This window comes from Streptomyces sp. NPDC000880, assembly GCF_053599675.1.
Map to the genome: position 1 here is coordinate 1 of NZ_JBSFMS010000050.1, position 18,474 is coordinate 18,474.

The window sequence follows — 18,474 nt, forward strand, 5'->3', positions numbered from 1 at the left end:
GCCTCCATGTCTCGTACGTCGTCAGCGCATCTTTCCGCCCCGCGGCATCCGCATCCCCTTCGGCATCGGCCCCTTCGGCAGCGGCATATTGCTCATCAGGTCGCCCATCGCCCGCAAGCGGTCGTTCGCCGCCGTGACCTGCGGCCCGGTGAGCACCCGCGGCAGCTTCAGCATCGTCGTGCGCACCTTCTTCAGCGGCACCTGGCCCTCGCCGGTGCCCACGATGATGTCGTGCACCGGCACGTCCACCACGATGCGCGCCATCTTCTTCTTCTCGGCCGCCAGCAGCGACTTCAGCCGGTTCGGGTTGCCCTCCGCGACCAGCACGATGCCGGCCTTGCCGACCGCCCGGTGCACCACGTCCTGGCTGCGGTTCATCGCCACTGCGGGGGTCGTGCTCCAGCCGCGGCCAACGTTCTCCAGCACCGCGGCCGCCGCGCCCGGCTGGCCCTCCATCTGCCCGAAGGCCGCCCGCTCGGCGCGGCGTCCGAAGACGATCGCCATCGCGAGGAAGGCCAGCAGGAATCCGAGGATGCCCAGATAAATGGGGTGGTCGATCAAGAAACCGATCGCGAGGAGGACACCGAAGGTGACGATTCCCACAGCCGCGACAACAAGACCGACCTTCGAGTCGGCCTTTCGGGTCATCTTGTACGTCAGGGCGACCTGCTTCAGTCGCCCGGGGTTCGCAGCAGCGTCAGCGCTGTCTGAGTTTGCCTTCCTCGCCATAAGCAGAAGTTTACGTGGCCTAGGAAGTGCGGTCGGCCACGGCCTCCAGTACATGCTGCGCCTCGACCCGGTCCTTGGCCCGGCGTCGATCTTCGAGGACCGCCGTCCATGCGTTCCTGCGGGCGGTGCGCTGGCCGCTGCCCAGGAGCAGCGACTCCATGGCGCGCAGGGCATCGGTGACGGACGGGATGGCGGTAGCGCGTACGGGACGAACCGGCGCGGCCTGCATGTGTTGTCCCCCCTCGGGGCGAGAGACGAAAAGCGGGAGCGGTGCGGGGCAGCACGGAAAGCGCGTGCACAGAGCGAGCGGTGTGTGCTGTCCGTAAACCCAGTGTCACTGATTGGTGTTACCAGGGCATGACCGAGCGGTCAAACACCGATGAAACCTATACGGTCCGCGCCCAAACACTGACGCGGCCCGTACGCCGCCCCCGACCTGCGGGGAGGGTACGAGCCGCGTCCAACTCGCCGTTACTGTCCAGTAGTTGTCTGTGCCCGAGTTCACACGGCCTGCGAGGCGACCACGGCGCCCCGGCGCTCGATCGCCTGCTGGTAAAGCCGGCCCGCGCGATACGACGAACGGACGAGCGGACCCGACATGACACCGGAGAAGCCGATCTCCTCGGCCTCCTCCTTCAGCTCCACGAACTCGTGCGGCTTCACCCAGCGCTCGACCGGGTGGTGGCGTACGGAAGGACGCAGATACTGGGTGATTGTGATCAGCTCGCAGCCCGCGTCGTGCAGGTGCTGCAGCGCCTCGCTGACCTCCTCGCGCTCTTCGCCCATGCCCAGGATGAGGTTCGACTTGGTGACCAGGCCCGCCTCGCGGGCGCGGGTGATGACCTCGAGGGAGCGCCCGTAACGGAAACCGGGGCGGATCCGCTTGAAGATCCGCGGCACGGTCTCGACGTTGTGCGCGAGCACCTCCGGGCGGGACGAGAAGACCTCGGCCAGCTGTTCCGGCACCGCGTTGAAGTCGGGGATGAGGAGCTCGACCTTGGTGCGGCCCGCCTCGCGCTCCGACGTCATCGAGTGGATCCGGCGCACCGTCTCGGCATACAGCCAGGCGCCGCCGTCCTCCAGGTCGTCGCGCGCGACGCCGGTGATGGTGGCGTAGTTCAGGTCCATGGTGACCACAGACTCGCCGATGCGGCGGGGCTCGTCGAGGTCGAGGGCGGCGGGCTTGCCGGTGTCGATCTGGCAGAAGTCACATCGCCGGGTGCACTGGTCGCCGCCGATGAGGAAGGTCGCCTCGCGGTCCTCCCAGCATTCGTAGATGTTCGGACAGCCGGCCTCCTGGCACACGGTGTGCAGACCCTCGCTCTTCACGAGTTTCTGCATCTGCGTGTACTCGGGCCCCATCTTCGCCCGGGTCTTGATCCACTCGGGCTTGCGCTCGATGGGCGTCTGGCTGTTCCGGACCTCCAGGCGCAGCATCTTGCGTCCGTCGGGTGCGACTGCGGACACGTCCGGCTCCCTACGACTTCGTTTCTTCGGCGGACACCAGGGTACGCCCGTTATTTGTTTGGCCCTGCGTCTGGTCAACCCCAGGCCACAGGGGCGCATTCCCTAGACGGAGGTCTCGATGGGCCTCGGTCGCAGGTCCGCGTTCTCCAGGACGGCCCGCAGGTGCTTCTCGGCGACCGGAAGCACATCGGCGATCGTGATCTCGCGGCCCACCTCGTTCGCCAGCGACGTCACCCCCGCGTCCCGGATCCCGCACGGCACGATCCGGTCGAACCAGGTGTTGTCCGGGTTCACATTGAGCGCGAAGCCGTGCATCGAGACGCCCTTGGCGATACGGATGCCGATCGCCGCGAGCTTGCGGTCCTCGCGGCGCTGGCCGGCGTTGGAGGGGGCGTACTCCGGGCCGTTCAGCCGCGGGTCGAACTCGTCGTCCTGCAGGCGCGGGTCGAAGTCCAGCGAGAGACCGCCGATCGCCGGGCGGGCCTCGATCGGGTCGCCCAGCACCCACACACCGCTGCGGCCCTCGATACGGCTGGTCTCCAGGCCGAACTCCGCGCAGGTGCGGATCAGCGCGTCCTCGAGCCGGCGCACATGCGCGACGACGTCCACCGGGCGCGGCAGCTTCACGATCGGGTAGCCCACCAGCTGGCCCGGGCCGTGCCAGGTGATCTTGCCGCCGCGGTCGACGTCGACGACGGGGGTTCCGTCCAGAGGGCGCTCGCTCTCCTGTGTGCGCCGGCCCGCCGTATAGACGGGCGGGTGCTCCAGGAGCAGGCAGGTGTCCTCGATCTCGTCGGCGAACCGGGCGGCGTGGACGTCGCGCTGCTTCTGCCACGCCTCCTGGTACTCGACCGCTTCGTCGCCGAACCCCAGCTGGACGAACCGCAGCTCACTCACGGCTGAGCCTCCCTAGAACCCTCACCCTGCACAACGTTCACCCTGCACTCATCACGCCCAGCCCACTGTACGGCGGCTCGCAGGGGGCCGACGGGGCAGGTGCTTCCCGTCAGCGACTTCCCCAATCCTCACACGATCGGATGAATATGGGGCGAAGCTGGCGGTGCGGGCGCGAAGGGTCGCTAAATTCACGCCGTTCCATGAGGGCTGCTCGCGGCCCGGAAGGCAGGAGACCGCACAGCTGATGACGGAACGACCTCCACAGCGCGTCCCGAACCGACAGCTCGGCGCGCTGATCGCAGAAGCCGGATTCTCCAACGCAGGTCTTGCCCGCCGAGTGGACCAGCTCGGACTCGAGCATGGGCTGGATCTGCGATACGACAAAACCTCCGTGACCCGCTGGCTGCGCGGTCAGCAGCCCCGCGGCACCACCCCCGCTTTGATCGCCGAAGTGTTCACCCGGCGGCTCGGCCGACGGCTGTCGGCGCAGGATCTGGGGCTCGACGCCTGTGCGCCCGTCTACGCCGGTCTGGAGTTCGCGGCCACGCCCGAGGAGGCCGTGGACATCGTCAGCGTGCTGTGGCGCAAGGACTCCGGCAGCCACGCGGAGCTGCGGAAGATCGCGTTCACTCCGGCCGGGCTTGTCGTGCCGAGCAGGGACTGGCTGATCGGGCGGGCCGACGAGCGGGTCAGCCGGGGGGAGACCGGGCAGAACGGGACCACCCGCGTTCCCCTGCAGGGCCGGGTCTCCGTCCCCGGGCGGCGCTCCACCGACCGGGGGCCCGGTCAGAGGGTTTCCAGCGGCGACATCGCGGCCCTGCGCTCGGTCGCCGAGCTGTTCCGCACCCTCGATCACGCCTACGGCGGCGGGCACGCCCGGCAGGCGCTGGTCCGCTACCTCGAGCACGAGGCCGAGCCGATGCTGCGCGGCACCTATGGGGAGGTCACCGGGCGGCGGCTGTTCGCCGCGGCCGCCGATCTGACCCGGCTGGCCGGCTGGACGTCGTACGACATCGCCGCCCACGGCCTCGCCCAGCGCTACTTCGTCCAGGCGCTGCGGCTCGCGCAGGCCGCCGGAGACCGTGCCTACGGCTCCTATGTGCTGGTGACCATGAGCCGCCAGGCGGTCTATCTCGGGCATGGGCGGGAGGCGGTACAGCTGACGCGTGTGGCTCAGCAGGGTGTGGGCTCGTCGGCGCCGCCCCTGGTGCAGGCGCTGCTGCACGCCGTCGAGGCGCGCGGGCACGGCGTGCTCAGCGATGCGCGGGCGTGCACCGCCGCGCTGGTGCGGGCCGAACGGGCGCTGGAGACGGCGCGGCCCGGGGACGATGTGCCGCACTGGGCGCGGTTCTTCGACGAGGCGCAACTGGCGGACGAGTTCGGGCACTGCCACCGGGATCTGCAGCAGTACCGGTCGGCGGCGCAGCACGCGGAGCGCTCGCTCCAGCTGCGCGCCCCGGCGTTCGCGCGCAGCCGGGTCTTCTGCCGGGTGGTGCTGGCCTCCGCCCGGCTCGGCCTGGGGGAGCTGGACCAGGCGTGCGCGCTGGGGGCGGAGGCGGCGTTGCAGGCGTCGGAGTTGCGGTCGGCGCGGGCGACGGAGTACGTACGGGAATTCGAGCGGCGGCTGGAGCCGTACCGGGACGCGGCGGCGGCACGGAACTATCGCGACCGGGTGGCAGCGCTGGGCTGAACCCGGGGCTCCGCCCCGGAACCCCCTACCCTGTGGGCGTGGGGGGACCCCCAGTCCTCGATCGCCGGACGGAGGCTGGGGAGATTTGAGGACAAGCCGGCTGCCGGACCGCCCGGGCCTACGCCACCGCCGAGAGCGGGACCGCCTCCTCGTAGCCCGGCTGGACGCCGAAGTCCCGCAGGATCGCGTTCGCCGCCCTGCGGCCGGAGAACAGCGCGCCCTGGACCGTACTCGTATCGCGATGATCCCCGCAGACGTACAGCCCGGACAGCAGCCGCACCGGGCGGCGCGGATCGTGCGGCGGGGGCATCGCCGGCACCGCCTCCGGGGCGTGGTGGACCGCGAGCAGCTCCCAGTCGGCGGTGGACGTGCCGTACAGCGTGCCGAGATGGTCGCGGACGGCCCGGTCCAGCTGCGGCGGGGGAGTCCCGAGCACCGTCGACGAGATGAGCACGCGGTCGGACGGCGCGCGCGAGGGGTCGACCTCGCTCATCACGGTGGTGTGCGAGACGGGCCCGCTGCGGTCCGCGTCCAGTACCAGGGCCGGGTCGGCGAGCGGGGTCTCGGGCGCGGTGTGGTGCACCACCGTGACCGGGTGGAACGCCGGCACGCGCAGGCCCGGCAGCAGCTCGGCCGCCGCGCGGGCGCCGGTGGCCAGCACCAGGGCACGGCAGCCGAGTTCGCCGTACTCCTCGGTCATGACGCGGCTGATGGAGGCGTCGGTGACCCGTATCCCCGTGTGTACGGTGCCGGGCGGCAGGGCGGCCGCCAGCTGCCGGGGCAGAGCCGCCGCGCCGCCCTCCGGTATGCACATCCGGCCGCGTGCGAAGCCGCGCAGGGCGAGATCGGCGCACCGGCTCGAGGTGGTCAGCGCGGGGTCGCAGAGCAATGAGGACAGCAGCGGGCGCAGGAAGCCGTGGACCGTTCGGGCCGGCACGCCGCGGGCGCAGAGCGAGTCCGCCGTGGGCCGCTCGGGGCGGGCCAGCAGGCGCTCCACCGGGGTGCCAGCGAGACGAGCGAGGGACGCGCCGAGCCGGGCCTGGTCGAGCGGCCTGGGGGCGCTTGCGAGGGCGCGCGCGACGGTGAATGCTCCCCCTACGCCCCGGAGGGCGTGGGGGGACCCCCACCGTGCGCTCCCTGGTTCACCGGGCCGCCTGACCACATCTCCGGTCCGCTGGAGCCGGCCCCCGCTGTGCACGAGCACACCGGGCGAGAAGGGCCGCAGGACGACGTCCGCGAGCCCCTTGGTGCGGCGCAGTTCGGGGTACGAGGTGTTGAGCAACTGGCCGATGCGGTCGAGCCGGAATCCGTCGATCTCCTCGGTGGCCATCCGGCCGCCCACCTCAGGGGCGGCCTCCAGAACACTGACCGTGATGCCTGCGCTGATGAGTTGATGAGCCGCCGAGAGACCGGCGATCCCGGCCCCGACGATGACGACGTCCGCATGGTGAGCGGTGCTGCTGAGCACGTGCCCCTCCCCGGGGTCGGCGCGGCTGGTGGGAGGCTCATGCCCCCAACAGGTCCCCGGAATGCCCGAGTTCGGACGAGAGTAGGCAGCGGTGGCCGAACCGCAAGTCGCGCATGCGGTGGAGCACCGGGGCGCGGGGGCGCACACATCTTTCCCGGGGTTGCGCCCCCGGACCCCGCGGCCCGGGTACCGGGCTACCGCAGAGCCGCGCGGATCGCCTCGTCGATGCCCGGGAACGCGAACGAGAAGTCCGACTCCAGCAGCCGGTTCGGCAGCACCCGCTGGCTGCTGAGGACGTCCCCGGCCAAGTCGCCGAGGACGACGCGCAGCACCGGCGCGGGGACCGCGAAGAACGCGGGACGCCGCAGCGCCCGGCCCATCGCCTCGGTGACCTCGCGGTTGGTGACCGGGTGAGGGGCCGTGAGATTCACCGGACCGGACAGCGACTCCGTGTCCAGGATGTGCCGCAGCGCCGCCACTTCGTCGTGCAGCGAGATGTAGCTCCAGTACTGCCGGCCGTTGCCGAGCTGCCCGCCGATGCCCGCCTTGAAGATCGGGAACATCCGGCCCCACGCCCCGCCCTTGCGTGCCACCACAAGCCCCGTGCGGGCGAAGGCGGTCCGGATGCCCGCCTCCTCGGCCGGGGCCGCCGCCTCCTCCCACTCCACGACCATCTTTGGCAGAAAGCCGTCGCCGGGCGGCGCGCTCTCGTCCACCGCACGGTCCCCGGTGTCGCCGTAGAAGCCGACCGCACTCCCGCTGATCAGCACCCGGGGCGGTACGTCCAGGGAGGCGACCGCCTCCGCGATCGCGGCCGTGCCCAGCACCCGGCTGTCCCGGATCTCCTTGCGGTACGCGTCGTTCCAGCGGCGGGCGCCGACGCCCGCCCCGGCGAGATGCACGACGCCCTCACAGCCGACCAGGCCGCCCACGTCGACGTACTGCCGGTGCGGGTCCCACTCCACCTCGTCCCCGGTCCGCGCGGGGCGGCGCACCAGGCGCACCACCTCGTGCCCGTCCGAGCGCAGCGAGCGCACAAGTGCCGTACCGATGAGTCCGGTGGAGCCGGTGACCGCGATCCTCATGGGCACATCCTGCCCCCGTACGGCCGCATGGCACAGTGACCTTCATGTCCGAGTCGCACATACGCCCCGCACTGCGCACCGACGAGGAAGCCCTCGGCGAGCTCGACCGGGACACCTGGTCGTCGCTGCACGCGGTACAGCCGAGGCCGACGCCGCCGTACGACAGGTTCTTCGACTTACGCCACCGCCTGCCCGAGGACTTCCTCGTCGCCGAGGACGCCGACGGCACGGTCATCGGCTACATCCGGCTGATCCCGCCCACCCCGCTCGCCTGCAACCAGCATGTGCGGCAGATCCAGGGCCTCGCCGTGGCCGACCGGGCGCGCGGGCGGGGTACCGGGCGGGCGCTGTTGCGAGCGGCGTTCGCCGAGGCGCGGCGGCAGGGCGCGGTGCGCATCACGCTGCGGGTGCTCGGCCACAACAGACCGGCCCGTGCGCTGTACGAGTCGGAGGGCTTCGCGGTCGAGGGCGTGCTGCCGGGGGAGTTCTACCTGGACGGGCAGTACGTCGACGACGTGATGATGGGCCGTAGCCTCACCGGGTGAGCAACGTCGTGACCAACAGCTCCCCGCCGGACGCCAACGGCGTTGAACCGGGCGGGAGTTCTCACAGGTTGCCGAAGCGTTCCCAGAGCCGGGGGAAACGTTGCGCCAGCGCCTCGTCGTCGTCGAAGTCGAACGGCGTCCCGGCCGGCTCGGCCGCCTGGGGCGCGATCCCGAGAGCCGGCGCGACGACCCCGGTGAGCTGCTCGTAGGCCTCGTCCGCCGCGTACCCGAGCTCCTCGCCGTCCCCGTCGATGTCCTCGTCGAACTCGTCGAGCAGCTCGGCCAGCGCGTCCGGGTCGTGCAGCGCGCCCTCGAAGACCTCCCGGCCCTGCCCGATCAGCCAGCAGCGGAAGTAGTCGAAGGCGTCGTCGCTCGCGCCGCCGAGCAGCACGGCGGCCGCGCCCCACAGATCCCAGGTGTACGCGCGGTTGTAACGGGCTTCGAAATGCCGCGCGAAGTCCAGCACGGAGTCGGGGTCGAGCTGCAGCAGCCGCTCGACCAGCAGTTCGGCATGGTCCTCGGGGTCGCCCTCGGCGGCCTCGCGGGTGGTGTCGATGATCTCCCAGAACTCCGTCTCGTCCATCACGGGACAAGCATCGTGGTTGGCGGGGGGCGGCGCACGCGGAGCCGCCGAAAAGCTGACTCTTTCGAATGGCGGACAGGAGATGTCCGGTATCCGTGCGACCGTCGGCGTATGACGACGGACACACCGACGGACACACCACTGACAGGGAAAGTCGCACTGGTCGCGGGAGCCACCAGGGGCGCGGGCCGCGCCATCGCCGTACAGCTGGGCGCGGCCGGAGCGCGGGTGTATGTGACGGGACGGACCACACGCGAGCACGTCAGCGAGGTCGGCCGGGCGACGGAGACCATCGAAGAGACCGCGGAGCTGGTCACGGCGGCGGGCGGCGAAGGCATCGCCGTACCGGCCGACCATCTGGAGCCCGAGCAGGTACGGGCGGTCGTCGAGCGGATCGACCGCGATCACGGCCGGCTCGACATCCTGGTCAACGACATCTGGGGCGGCAACCACCTGCTCGACTTCGACACGAGGATGTGGGACGTCGAGCTGAGCCGCGGGCTGCGGATGATCGACCTCGGAGTGAAGAGCCACATCATCACCAGCAGCATCGTGCTGCCCCTGCTCGTACGGCAGCCCGGCGGACTGGTCGTCGAGGTCACCGACGGCACGGCCGAGACCAACAAAGGCTTCCGCGAGAACTTCTACTACGACCTCGCGAAGAACGGCCCGATCCGGATGGCTTTCATCCTCGGCGAAGAGCTGAAGAGCGTCGGCGGCACGGCGGTGTCCGTCACCCCGGGTTTTCTGCGCTCCGAGGAGATGCTCGACATCTTCGGCGTCACCGAGGAGACCTGGCGTGAGGCGATCGACAAGCAGGCGCACTGGGCGCTGTCCGAGTCGCCGGTCTATGTCGGCCGGGGCGTCGCGGCGCTCGCCGCGGACCCGGAGCGGGCCCGCTGGAACGGGCAGTCGCTCTCCAGCGGGCAGCTGGCGAAGGTGTACGGCGTCACGGACGCGGACGGCAGCAGGCCGGACGTCTGGACGTACATCCTGGAGGAGGCGGCGGGCGCGGACCCGTCCATGGCCGACTACCGGTAGGGCCGTATCCAGCGGTAGGGCCATTACCGATACAGCCGCGCCGCCCGCTCCGCGGCCTCGGCGAAACGGGCGCGCAGATCCGGCGGCGCCAGCAGCTCCACATGGGGGCCCAGGCCGAAGAGCTGGCTGAACGCGACCTCGTGGGATTCGACGGGCAGGGTGAGAGTCACCCGGCCCTGCCCGTCCGGGGGTTCGGCCGCCGCCAGCGCCTCGCGGGCCGCCGCCCGGTCCGTGACGTACGGCAGTCGGCGCGCGCCCTCTTCGTTGACCCGGACCACCACTTCGGCGCGGAGTATGGAGCGCGCGAACTGGGCCGCGCGCTCCTCCCAGAAGCCGGGCAGGTCGAACTCCTCGTCCCGTAGGAAGAGTTCCCCGTCCAGGTCCACCGCCGTGAACCGGTCGATCCGGTACACCCGGAACGTCGCATCCGCGCGGGCGCACAAATACCAGACGCCCGCCTTGAGTACGAGTCCGTACGGCTCCAACTCCCGCTCGACCTCGGTGTCCTGGCGCCGGTAGTGGGCCCTGATACGGCGGTCGTCCCACACTGCCTCCGCGACGGCCGGGAGCAGCTCGGGCGTCCGCGGCTCCTGGTACCAGCCGGGTGCGTCGAGATGGAAGCGCTGGGCCGCGCTGTGGGAGGCGTCCCTGAGCGAGGGCAGCAGCGCCGCGGACACCTTCAGGCGTGCCGCGGACGCCGCGTCCTCGAGGCCCATCTCCCGCAGGGCGCCCGGGAGCCCGGACAGGAAGAGGGCCTCGGCCTCACTGCGCCCGAGCCCGGTCAGCCGGGTCCGGTAGCCGCCGACGAGCCGGTAGCCGCCGGCCCGTCCCCGGTCGGCGTAGATCGGGACGCCCGCCTCGGACAGTGCGAGGGCGTCCCGGGTTATGGTCCGCTCCGACACGTCGAGCTCGCGTGCCAGCTCGGCCCCGGTCATGGAGGGCCTTGCCTGGAGGAGCAGCACCATCTTGATCAGCCGGGCAGCGCGCATGTCCCCATGATGGCGGAGGCCAGGGTGACGACGGAGGTCAGGCGAGCGGCTCCTGGAGTTCGGTCACCCACTTCTCCTTGTCCGGCGGGCACTCGAGGTAGATCTCCCGCGCATAGCCCGCCGAGCTGTGGCCGCCCGCGTCGATCCAGTGGGCCAGGTTCTGGGCCGTGGGCACGATCGTGTCCATCGGCCCGTGGTGCACGATCGTCGCCGCCCGCTCGACGTCCGGCAGATCGGCGATCTCGAAGTCCGGGCCGGGCGCCTGGCCGGCAGCGACCGTGCACCCCGCGTGCACCAGGATCGCGCCGTCGCCCTCCGGCGCGTCCTCGTAGTACGCGATTCCGGGCCCCGTCGGGGTCACCCCGGTGGCCTTCAGCCGCCGGAACAGCTCCTCGTACAACGGGCTGATGACCGGGCCGATGTGCTCGGGCGCGTAACTGGCGGCCACGGCAGTCAGTTCGGCGACCCGCGGTACCCGCTGTACAGGTCGGTGTGGGCGGGACGCAGCAGCCCGATCGCGTCGTAGTGACGCAGCATGCGGGCCGACACACGGCCGTGCCTGGCGAAGTCTCCGATGGTGAACATGACGTCTCCCAGTGCACGGCTTCACACGGTGTCAGGGGCAAGCATCGCCGAGGACAATGACGAAACCCCCGGCGGCCGTCGGGCCGCCGGGGGTTACTTCAGGACCTTCTACAGGCCGTAGCGCTCGCGCGCCTCCTTCACGGCCGAGGCCGGGACCTCGCCGCGCCGGGCCAGCTGGGCCAGCGCCGCGACCGTGATCGACTGGGCGTCGACGCCGAAGTGGCGACGGGCCGCCTCACGCGTGTCGGAGAGACCGAAGCCGTCCGTGCCGAGCGAGGAGTAGTCCTGCTCGACCCACTGGCTGATCTGGTCCGGGACCTGGCGCATCCAGTCGGACACCGCCAGAACCGGGCCCGGCGCGCCTTCCAGCGCCTGGGTGACGTACGGCGTGCGCTGCTCGCCGCGGAGCAGAGCCTCTTCGGCCTCCAGCGCATCGCGTCGCAGCTCGCCCCAGGACGTCGCGGACCATACGTCGGCCGCAACTCCCCAGTCGGCGCTGAGCAGTTCCTGCGCCTCCAGGGCCCAGTGGATCGCCGTGCCGGAGGCGAGGAGCTGGAGCCGCGGCGCGTCCGCGGAGGCGGCCACGCCCTCCTTGAAGCGGTACAGGCCGCGCACGATGCCTTCCTCGACGCCTTCCGGCATCGCGGGCTGCGGCTTCGGCTCGTTGTAGACGGTGAGGTAGTAGAAGACGTTCTCCGCATCCGGGCCGTACATCCGGCGCAGACCGTCCTTGACGATGACGGCGATCTCGTACGCGAAGGCCGGGTCGTAGTTGAGCGATGCCGGGTTCGTGGACGCGATCAGGTGCGAGTGGCCGTCCGCGTGCTGCAGACCCTCGCCCGTCAGCGTCGTACGGCCGGCCGTCGCGCCGACGATGAAGCCCCTGCCGAGCTGGTCGGCCAGCTGCCACATCTGGTCGGCCGTGCGCTGCCAGCCGAACATCGAGTAGAAGATGTAGAACGGGATCATCGGCTCGCCGTGCGTCGCGTACGACGTCGACGCGGCGATGAAGTCCGCCATGGCCCCGGCTTCGGTGATCCCCTCGTTGAGGATCTGGCCGTCCTTGGCCTCCTTGTAGTACATCAACTGGTCGCGGTCGACCGGCTCGTACGTCTGGCCCAGCGGGGAGTAGATGCCGGCCGACGGGAAGAGCGACTCCATACCGAAGGTGCGGGCCTCGTCCGGGACGATCGGGACCCAGCGTTTGCCGGTCTCCTTGTCCCGCATCAGGTCCTTCATCAGGCGTACGAAGGCCATGGTGGTGGCCATCTCCTGCTTGCCGGAGCCCTTTTCGAGCGCCTTGAAGCCGCGCTCGTCCGGCTCGGGCAGCGCCACCGCGTGCACCCGGCGGGCGGGGGCGGGGCCGCCGAGGGCGGCGCGGCGCTCGGTGAGGTAGCGGATCTCGGGGGAGTCGGGGCCGGGGTGGCCGTAGGGCACCAGGCCGTCGGCGAAGGCGCTGTCCGCGATCGGGAGTCCGAGCAGGTCGCGCATGCCCTTGAACTCGTCGATCGTCAGCTTCTTCATCTGGTGGTTGGCGTTCTTCGACTCGAAGCCCTTGCCGAGGGTGTAGCCCTTCACCGTCTGCGCGAGGATCACGGTCGGCGCGCCCTTGTGCTCGACGGCCGCCTTGTACGCGGCGTACACCTTGCGGGCCTCGTGGCCGCCGCGGGAGGTGAAGAAGCACTCGGCGATCTTCGCGTCGCTGATCAGCTTCGACAGCTCGACGAGCGCGGGCTCGGCGCCGAAGAAGTGCTCACGGATGTACGCCACGTCCCGGCTCGCGTACGTCTGGAACTGAGCGTCCGGCACCTCGCGCAGGCGGCGCACCAGCGCGCCCGCGGTGTCGAGGGCGAACAGCTCGTCCCAGGCGGAGCCCCAGAGCGACTTGATGACATTCCAGCCGGCGCCGCGGAACTGAGCCTCCAGCTCCTGCACGATCTTGAAGTTGGCGCGGACCGGGCCGTCGAGGCGCTGCAGATTGCAGTTGATGACGAAGGTCAGGTTGTCGAGCCGCTCACGGGCCGCGAGGGCGAGGGCGGCGGTCGACTCGGGCTCGTCCATCTCGCCGTCGCCGAGGAAGGCCCAGACGTGCGAGTTCGACGTGTCCTTGATCTTCCGGTTCTCCAGGTAGCGGTTGAAGCGTGCCTGGTAGATCGCGGAGAGCGGGCCGAGGCCCATGGAGACGGTGGGGAACTCCCACAGCCAGGGCAGGCGCCGCGGGTGCGGGTAGGACGGCAGGCCGTTGCCGCCGGCCTCCTGCCGGAAGTTGTCGAGGTGCGCCTCGGTGAGGCGTCCGTCGAGGAAGGCGCGGGCGTAGATGCCGGGGGACGCGTGGCCCTGGATGTAGAGCTGGTCGCCGCTGCCGTCGCCCTCCTTGCCGCGGAAGAAGTGGTTGAAGCCGGTCTCGTAGAGCCAGGCGGCGGAGGCGAAGGTGGCGATATGGCCGCCGACGCCGGAGCGGGAGCCGCGGGTGACCATCGCGGCCGCGTTCCAGCGGTTCCACGCGGTGATGCGGGCTTCCATCGCCTCGTCGCCGTCGAAGGCGGGCTCGGCGGCGGTGGGGATGGTGTTGACGTAGTCCGTCTCCAGCAGCCGGGGCACGGGGACCCCTGCGGACTCGGCGTGCTGAAGCGTGCGGCGCATAAGGTACGCGGCGCGGTGCGGGCCGGCGTGCTGGGTGACGGCGTCGAGGGACGCCGCCCACTCGGCGGTTTCCTCGGCGTCGCGGTCCGGGAGCTGGTCGAGCTCGCTCGGAAGCTTGCCTACGGGGTCGGACATGATCGCCGCCTTCCGGACAGGAGGGGGGGAGAAAAGGGGGCCTTGTCTGGCAGGACAGGGCGAGGGGTCGGTGGACCCCAGGTCGACTGTAAGTCTCTGATCGATGATCGATCAAAGATTGAAGCAAAATTGGCATGCAGTGCCGCGAAATGGGGCACTCAGTGCCGCGAGAATGGGTGGATTCCGGGCACGGCGGTGTGCCGGTCACCGGGCAAGGTCCGGTGACCCGGTGTGCGGGCTCCGAACCCGCCGACGCCAATTCACGCCTGTTGGGGCCGCGGACGAAGTCTGGGGGAGAGAGGACCAGAACGCGGCCACCGGCGTCACGCCCGCGGCGCGCAGCCCAACACGTGCGCCTTCACCAGCGCGCCGATCTCCTGGTCGCGGCGGCGGAACGCCTCGACGAGTTCCTCGTGCTCCTCCGCGTACGACTTCTGCACCGTCCCCAGCCACCGGATCGACAGCGCCGTGAACACCTCGATCCCCAGCCCCTCCCACGTGTGCAGCAGCACGCCGTTCCCCGCTGCCCGCACCAGTTCGCGGTGGAATCCGACCGTGTGCCGCACCTGCGCGGCCGAGTCGCCCGCCCTGTCCGCCGCGTACAGCGCGGCCACATGAGGCTCCAGCGCGGAACAGTCCTCCGCCAGCCGCCCGGCCGCCAGTTCGGCCGCGATCTGCTCGAGGCCGGCCCGCACGGGGTAACTCTCCTCCAGGTCGGCGGCCGTGAGATTCCGTACGCGTACACCCTTGTTGGGCGCCGACTCGATCAGCCGCAGACTCTCCAGCTCCCGCAGCGCCTCGCGCACGGGCGTCTGGGACACCTGCAGTTCTGTCGCGATCCGCCGCTCGACGATCCGCTCGCCGGGCTTCCAGCGGCCGCTGACGATCCCCTCCACGATGTGCTCGCGGATCTGTTCGCGCAGCGAGTGGATGACGGGCGGGGTCATGAGGGCTCCTGGGGAGGACAGCGCGGACCCTGTCATTATTGCCGCCGCTCGGCGGCGGCAGTACTGCGCAGTAGCTCCACGCACTGATCGACCCAGTCCTGCATACCCGTGCAGCTGCCCTGAACCCCTCACTGCCCGGGCGGCTTCGGGAAGCCTTCCGGCCACAACTGCGCCACGCCCACCGTGGCTCCGCCGTCCACCGCCGCCCCCGTCCGGTACGGGAAACCGCGCTGGTGTGCGGGGAGCGGCCGCGGCGGTCCCGGTCGGGCCGTCACGGCGCGGGATCAACTGCGGCTGGCCGCCGACCTGTTCACTGACGGGCGGGCGCGTCAGAACGAGTTCCTACGGCGGGGCGCGCACATGAATGTGCCCCCGTCCGGCGGACCGGACGGGGGCACACCCACAGTGCTGGAGCCTTACAGGCCGAGCTCGACCTCGAACTCGCCGGCCTCCAGGATCGCCTTGACCGTCGTCAGGTAGCGGGCGGCGTCGGCACCGTCCACCAGACGGTGGTCGTAGGAGAGCGCGACGTACGTCATGTCGCGGATGGCGATGGTCTCACCGAGATCCGGGTGGTTGATGACCACCGGGCGCTTGACGGTGGCGCCGATGCCCAGGATGGCGGCCTGGTTCGGCGGCACGATGATCGTGTCGAACAGCGCACCACGCGAACCGGTGTTGCTGATGGTGAAGGTCGCGCCCGCCAGGTCGTCCGGGGTGATCTTGCTGGAGCGCACGGCGCCCGCGAGCTCCGCGGTCTTCTTGGCGATGCCGGCGAGGTTCAGGTCGCCCGCACCCTTGATGACCGGCGTCATCAGACCCTTCTCGGAGTCCACGGCGATGCCGACGTTCTCCGAGTCGAAGTACGTGATGGTGCCCTCGTCCTCGTTGATCCGGGCGTTGATGACCGGGTGGGCCTTCAGCGCCTGGGCCGCGGCCTTGACGAAGAAGGGCATCGGGGACAGCTTGACGCCCTCACGGGCGGCGAAGGCGTCCTTGGCCTTGGCGCGCAGCTTCATCAGCTTGGTGATGTCGACCTCGACGACCGAGGTCAGCTGAGCCTGGCCGTGCAGGGCCCTCATCATGTTGTCGCCGATGACCTTGCGCATCCGGGTCATCTTGACGGTCTGACCGCGAAGCGGGGACGGCTCGATGGAAACACCGCCCGGGGCCTTCGAAGCGGCGGCCGGGGCGGCGGCGGCCGGGGCGGCGGCGACCGGTGCCGGAGCGGCGGCGGCCTTGGCGGCCTCTGCGGCGGCGATGACGTCCTGCTTGCGGATACGGCCACCGACGCCGGTGCCCTTGACCGTGGACAGGTCCACGCCGTTCTCGGCGGCGAGCTTACGGACCAGGGGGGTCACGTACGCGTCACTGGCGTCACTTGCCGCGGGGGCGGCTGGAGCAGCCGGAGCCGGGGTGACGGGCGCCGGAGCTGCCGGAGCCGGAGCAGCGACCTGAGCCGGAGCCGCCGGCGCGGCCGGGGCCGGAGCGGGAGCCGCAGGGGCAGCCGGAGCCGGAGCAGCGGCGGCGGGGGCCGGAGCGGCAGGCGCGGGAGCCGGAGCCGGAGCCGGAGCGGCACCAGGGGCACCGATCACGGCCAGCTTGGCGCCGACCTCGGCGGTCTCGTCCTCGCCGACCACGATCTCCAGCAGCACACCGGAAGCCGGGGCCGGGATCTCGGTGTCGACCTTGTCCGTGGAGACCTCGAGCAGCGGCTCGTCGGCCTCGACACTCTCGCCGACCTGCTTGAGCCAGCGGGTGACGGTGCCCTCGGTGACGCTCTCGCCGAGGGCGGGGAGGGTTACGTCCGTGCCGGTGGCGCCGCCCGCGGGGGCAGCCGCCGGAGCGGGCTCCGCGGCCGGGGCTGCGGGCGCCTCCGCGGCCGGGGCCGGAGCCGCGGGGGCCGGGGCCTGGGCGGCGGCGGGTGCCGGTGCCGCAGCCGCGCCACCGGTGCCGTCGTCGATGATCGCCAGCTCGGCGCCGACCTCGACGGTCTCGTCCTCGGCGACCTTGATGGACGCGAGGATGCCCGCAGCCGGGGCCGGGATCTCGGTGTCGACCTTGTCGGTCGACACCTCGAGCAGCGGCTCGTCAGCCTCGACTCGCTCGCCCTCGGCCTTCAGCCAGCGGGTGACAGTGCCCTCGGTGACGCTCTCGCCGAGCGCCGGAAGGGTTACGGAAACCGACATGGTTTCAGTTGCTCCTAACGAATGTGCGGAAGTGGTCGTCGCGCCCGAGGGGCTCAGTCGTGGGAGTGCAGGGGCTTGCCCGCGAGTGCCAGGTGGGCCTCGCCGAGCGCCTCATTCTGCGTCGGGTGCGCGTGGATGAGCTGCGCGACCTCGGCCGGCAGAGCCTCCCAGTTGTAGATCAGCTGAGCCTCGCCGACCTGCTCGCCCATACGGTCACCGACCATGTGGACGCCGACTACGGCACCGTCCTTGACCTGGACGAGCTTGATCTCGCCCGCGGTCTTCAGGATCCTGCTCTTGCCATTGCCCGCGAGGTTGTACTTCAGGGCCACGACCTTGTCCGCGCCGTAGATCTCCTTGGCCTTGGCCTCGGTGATGCCCACGGAGGCGACCTCGGGGTGGCAGTACGTCACCCGGGGCACGCCGTCGTAGTCGATCGGAACGGTCTTCAGACCGGCCAGCCGCTCCGCCACCAGCATGCCCTCGGCGAAGCCGACGTGCGCGAGCTGGAGCGTGGGGACGAGGTCACCGACCGCCGAGATGGTGGGCACGTTCGTCCGCATGTACTCGTCGACCAGGACATAGCCGCGGTCCATCGCGACGCCCTGCTCCTCGTAGCCGAGACCGGCGGAGACGGGGCCGCGGCCGACGGCGACCAGCAGCACCTCGGCCTCGAAGGCCTTGCCGTCCGCGAGGGTGACCCGCACACCTTCGGCGGTGTACTCGGCCTTCTCGAAGAAGGTGCCCACGTTGAACTTGATGCCGCGCTTGCGGAACGCGCGCTCAAGAAGCTTCGAGCTGTTCTCGTCCTCGACCGGAACCAGGTGCTTCAGGCCCTCGATGACGGTGACGTCGGAGCCGAAGGACTTCCACGCCGAGGCGAACTCGACGCCGATGACGCCGCCGCCCAGCACGATCGCGGACTGCGGGACGCGGTCCAGCTTCAGCGCGTGGTCCGAGGAGATGATGCGGTTTCCGTCGATCTCCAGGCCCGGCAGCGACTTCGGTACGGAGCCGGTGGCGAGGAGGACATGACGGCCCTGAACGCGCTGGCCGTTGACGTCGACGGAGGTGGGGGAGGACAGCCGGCCCTCACCCTCGATGTAGGTGACCTTGCGGGAGGCGATCAGACCCTGGAGACCCTTGTACAGGCCCGAGATCACCTCGTCCTTGTACTTGTGGACGGCCTCGATGTCGATGCCCTCGAAGGTGGCCTTGACACCGAACTGGTCGGCCTCACGAGCCTGGTCGGCGATCTCGCCGGCGTGCAGCAGAGCCTTCGTGGGGATACATCCGTTGTGCAGGCAGGTGCCGCCGACCTTGCCCTTCTCGATCAGGGCGACGTCCAGGCCCAGCTGAGCTCCACGCAGCGCCGCAGCGTAACCGCCGCTACCACCGCCGAGGATCACTAGGTCGAAAACGGTGCTGGCGTCGTTCGCCACGTCACGTCCTCCATGCATGTGCGCCGGTCGCCGGTCCTC

Annotated in this window: 15 protein-coding genes and 1 pseudogene; 3 read left to right on the top strand and 13 right to left on the bottom strand. The window is 70.7% G+C overall.

The features are described from left to right. Positions 1-21: 21 nt before the first annotated feature. The 4 genes from ACWDO5_RS18245 to lipB all read right to left on the bottom strand — a co-directional run bounded on the left by ACWDO5_RS18245 (position 22) and on the right by lipB (position 3,093). Positions 22-729 carry a DUF4191 domain-containing protein gene (locus ACWDO5_RS18245; RefSeq protein WP_450531341.1) on the bottom strand — a complete coding sequence of 236 codons (708 nt, stop codon included), beginning with the start codon at positions 727-729 and terminating at the stop codon, positions 22-24. A gap of 19 nt (positions 730-748) precedes the next feature. Next, the gene (locus tag ACWDO5_RS18250) at positions 749-958 is read right to left on the bottom strand and encodes an SCO2195 family GlnR-regulated protein (RefSeq protein WP_307666000.1); all 210 of its coding nucleotides are present in this window, start codon (positions 956-958) and stop codon (positions 749-751) included. A 272-nt stretch (positions 959-1,230) separates the two neighbouring features. Beyond that, entirely contained in the window at positions 1,231-2,196 is a 966-nt protein-coding gene (lipA, locus tag ACWDO5_RS18255) for a lipoyl synthase (protein ID WP_450531342.1), read from the bottom strand. Positions 2,197-2,298: 102 nt separating this feature from the next. Next, entirely contained in the window at positions 2,299-3,093 is a 795-nt protein-coding gene (gene lipB / locus ACWDO5_RS18260; RefSeq protein ID WP_450531343.1) for a lipoyl(octanoyl) transferase LipB, read from the bottom strand. Between the two features lie 244 nt (positions 3,094-3,337). On the opposite strand from lipB, the gene ACWDO5_RS18265 reads away from it, so the two are divergent. After that, entirely contained in the window at positions 3,338-4,783 is a 1,446-nt protein-coding gene (locus ACWDO5_RS18265; RefSeq protein WP_450531344.1) for a regulator, read from the top strand. A gap of 118 nt (positions 4,784-4,901) precedes the next feature. Here ACWDO5_RS18265 and ACWDO5_RS18270 read toward each other — a convergent pair whose 3' ends face one another. Further along, entirely contained in the window at positions 4,902-6,251 is a 1,350-nt protein-coding gene (locus ACWDO5_RS18270; protein ID WP_450531345.1) for an FAD-dependent oxidoreductase, read from the bottom strand. Between the two features lie 194 nt (positions 6,252-6,445). Then, positions 6,446-7,336, bottom strand: a complete 891-nt coding sequence (locus tag ACWDO5_RS18275) for a TIGR01777 family oxidoreductase (protein ID WP_450531346.1) — start codon at positions 7,334-7,336, stop codon at positions 6,446-6,448. Between the two features lie 44 nt (positions 7,337-7,380). On the opposite strand from ACWDO5_RS18275, the gene ACWDO5_RS18280 reads away from it, so the two are divergent. Further along, positions 7,381-7,881 (top strand): N-acetyltransferase family protein, encoded by a 501-nt coding sequence (locus ACWDO5_RS18280; protein WP_450531347.1) that lies wholly within the window; start codon positions 7,381-7,383, stop codon positions 7,879-7,881. A gap of 61 nt (positions 7,882-7,942) precedes the next feature. On the opposite strand, the gene ACWDO5_RS18285 is transcribed toward ACWDO5_RS18280, so the two are convergent. Further along, positions 7,943-8,464, bottom strand: coding sequence for a DUF4240 domain-containing protein (locus ACWDO5_RS18285; RefSeq protein WP_450531377.1), 522 nt, complete (start codon positions 8,462-8,464; stop codon positions 7,943-7,945). 111 nt (positions 8,465-8,575) lie between these two features. Between ACWDO5_RS18285 and ACWDO5_RS18290 the strand changes: the two genes are divergently transcribed. Further along, positions 8,576-9,505, top strand: coding sequence for an SDR family oxidoreductase (locus ACWDO5_RS18290; RefSeq protein ID WP_450531348.1), 930 nt, complete (start codon positions 8,576-8,578; stop codon positions 9,503-9,505). Between the two features lie 23 nt (positions 9,506-9,528). Here ACWDO5_RS18290 and ACWDO5_RS18295 read toward each other — a convergent pair whose 3' ends face one another. The 6 genes and pseudogenes from ACWDO5_RS18295 to lpdA form a co-directional block, all read right to left on the bottom strand. Beyond that, complete coding sequence (locus ACWDO5_RS18295) at positions 9,529-10,494, bottom strand: helix-turn-helix transcriptional regulator (RefSeq protein ID WP_450531349.1); 966 nt, start codon at positions 10,492-10,494, stop codon at positions 9,529-9,531. A gap of 37 nt (positions 10,495-10,531) precedes the next feature. Next, a pseudogene (locus ACWDO5_RS18300) lies at positions 10,532-11,079 on the bottom strand (MerR family transcriptional regulator). Positions 11,080-11,187: 108 nt separating this feature from the next. Beyond that, positions 11,188-13,857, bottom strand: coding sequence for a pyruvate dehydrogenase (acetyl-transferring), homodimeric type (gene aceE, locus ACWDO5_RS18305; RefSeq protein ID WP_450531350.1), 2,670 nt, complete (start codon positions 13,855-13,857; stop codon positions 11,188-11,190). A gap of 323 nt (positions 13,858-14,180) precedes the next feature. Further along, the gene (locus ACWDO5_RS18310; protein WP_450531351.1) at positions 14,181-14,804 is read right to left on the bottom strand and encodes a GntR family transcriptional regulator; all 624 of its coding nucleotides are present in this window, start codon (positions 14,802-14,804) and stop codon (positions 14,181-14,183) included. Positions 14,805-15,220: 416 nt separating this feature from the next. Continuing rightward, on the bottom strand, positions 15,221-16,993 hold the full coding sequence (gene sucB / locus ACWDO5_RS18315; protein WP_450531352.1) for a 2-oxoglutarate dehydrogenase, E2 component, dihydrolipoamide succinyltransferase: 1,773 nt from the start codon (positions 16,991-16,993) through the stop codon (positions 15,221-15,223). A 53-nt stretch (positions 16,994-17,046) separates the two neighbouring features. Then, entirely contained in the window at positions 17,047-18,435 is a 1,389-nt protein-coding gene (lpdA, locus tag ACWDO5_RS18320; protein ID WP_450531353.1) for a dihydrolipoyl dehydrogenase, read from the bottom strand. Between the last annotated feature and the right edge of the window lie 39 nt (positions 18,436-18,474).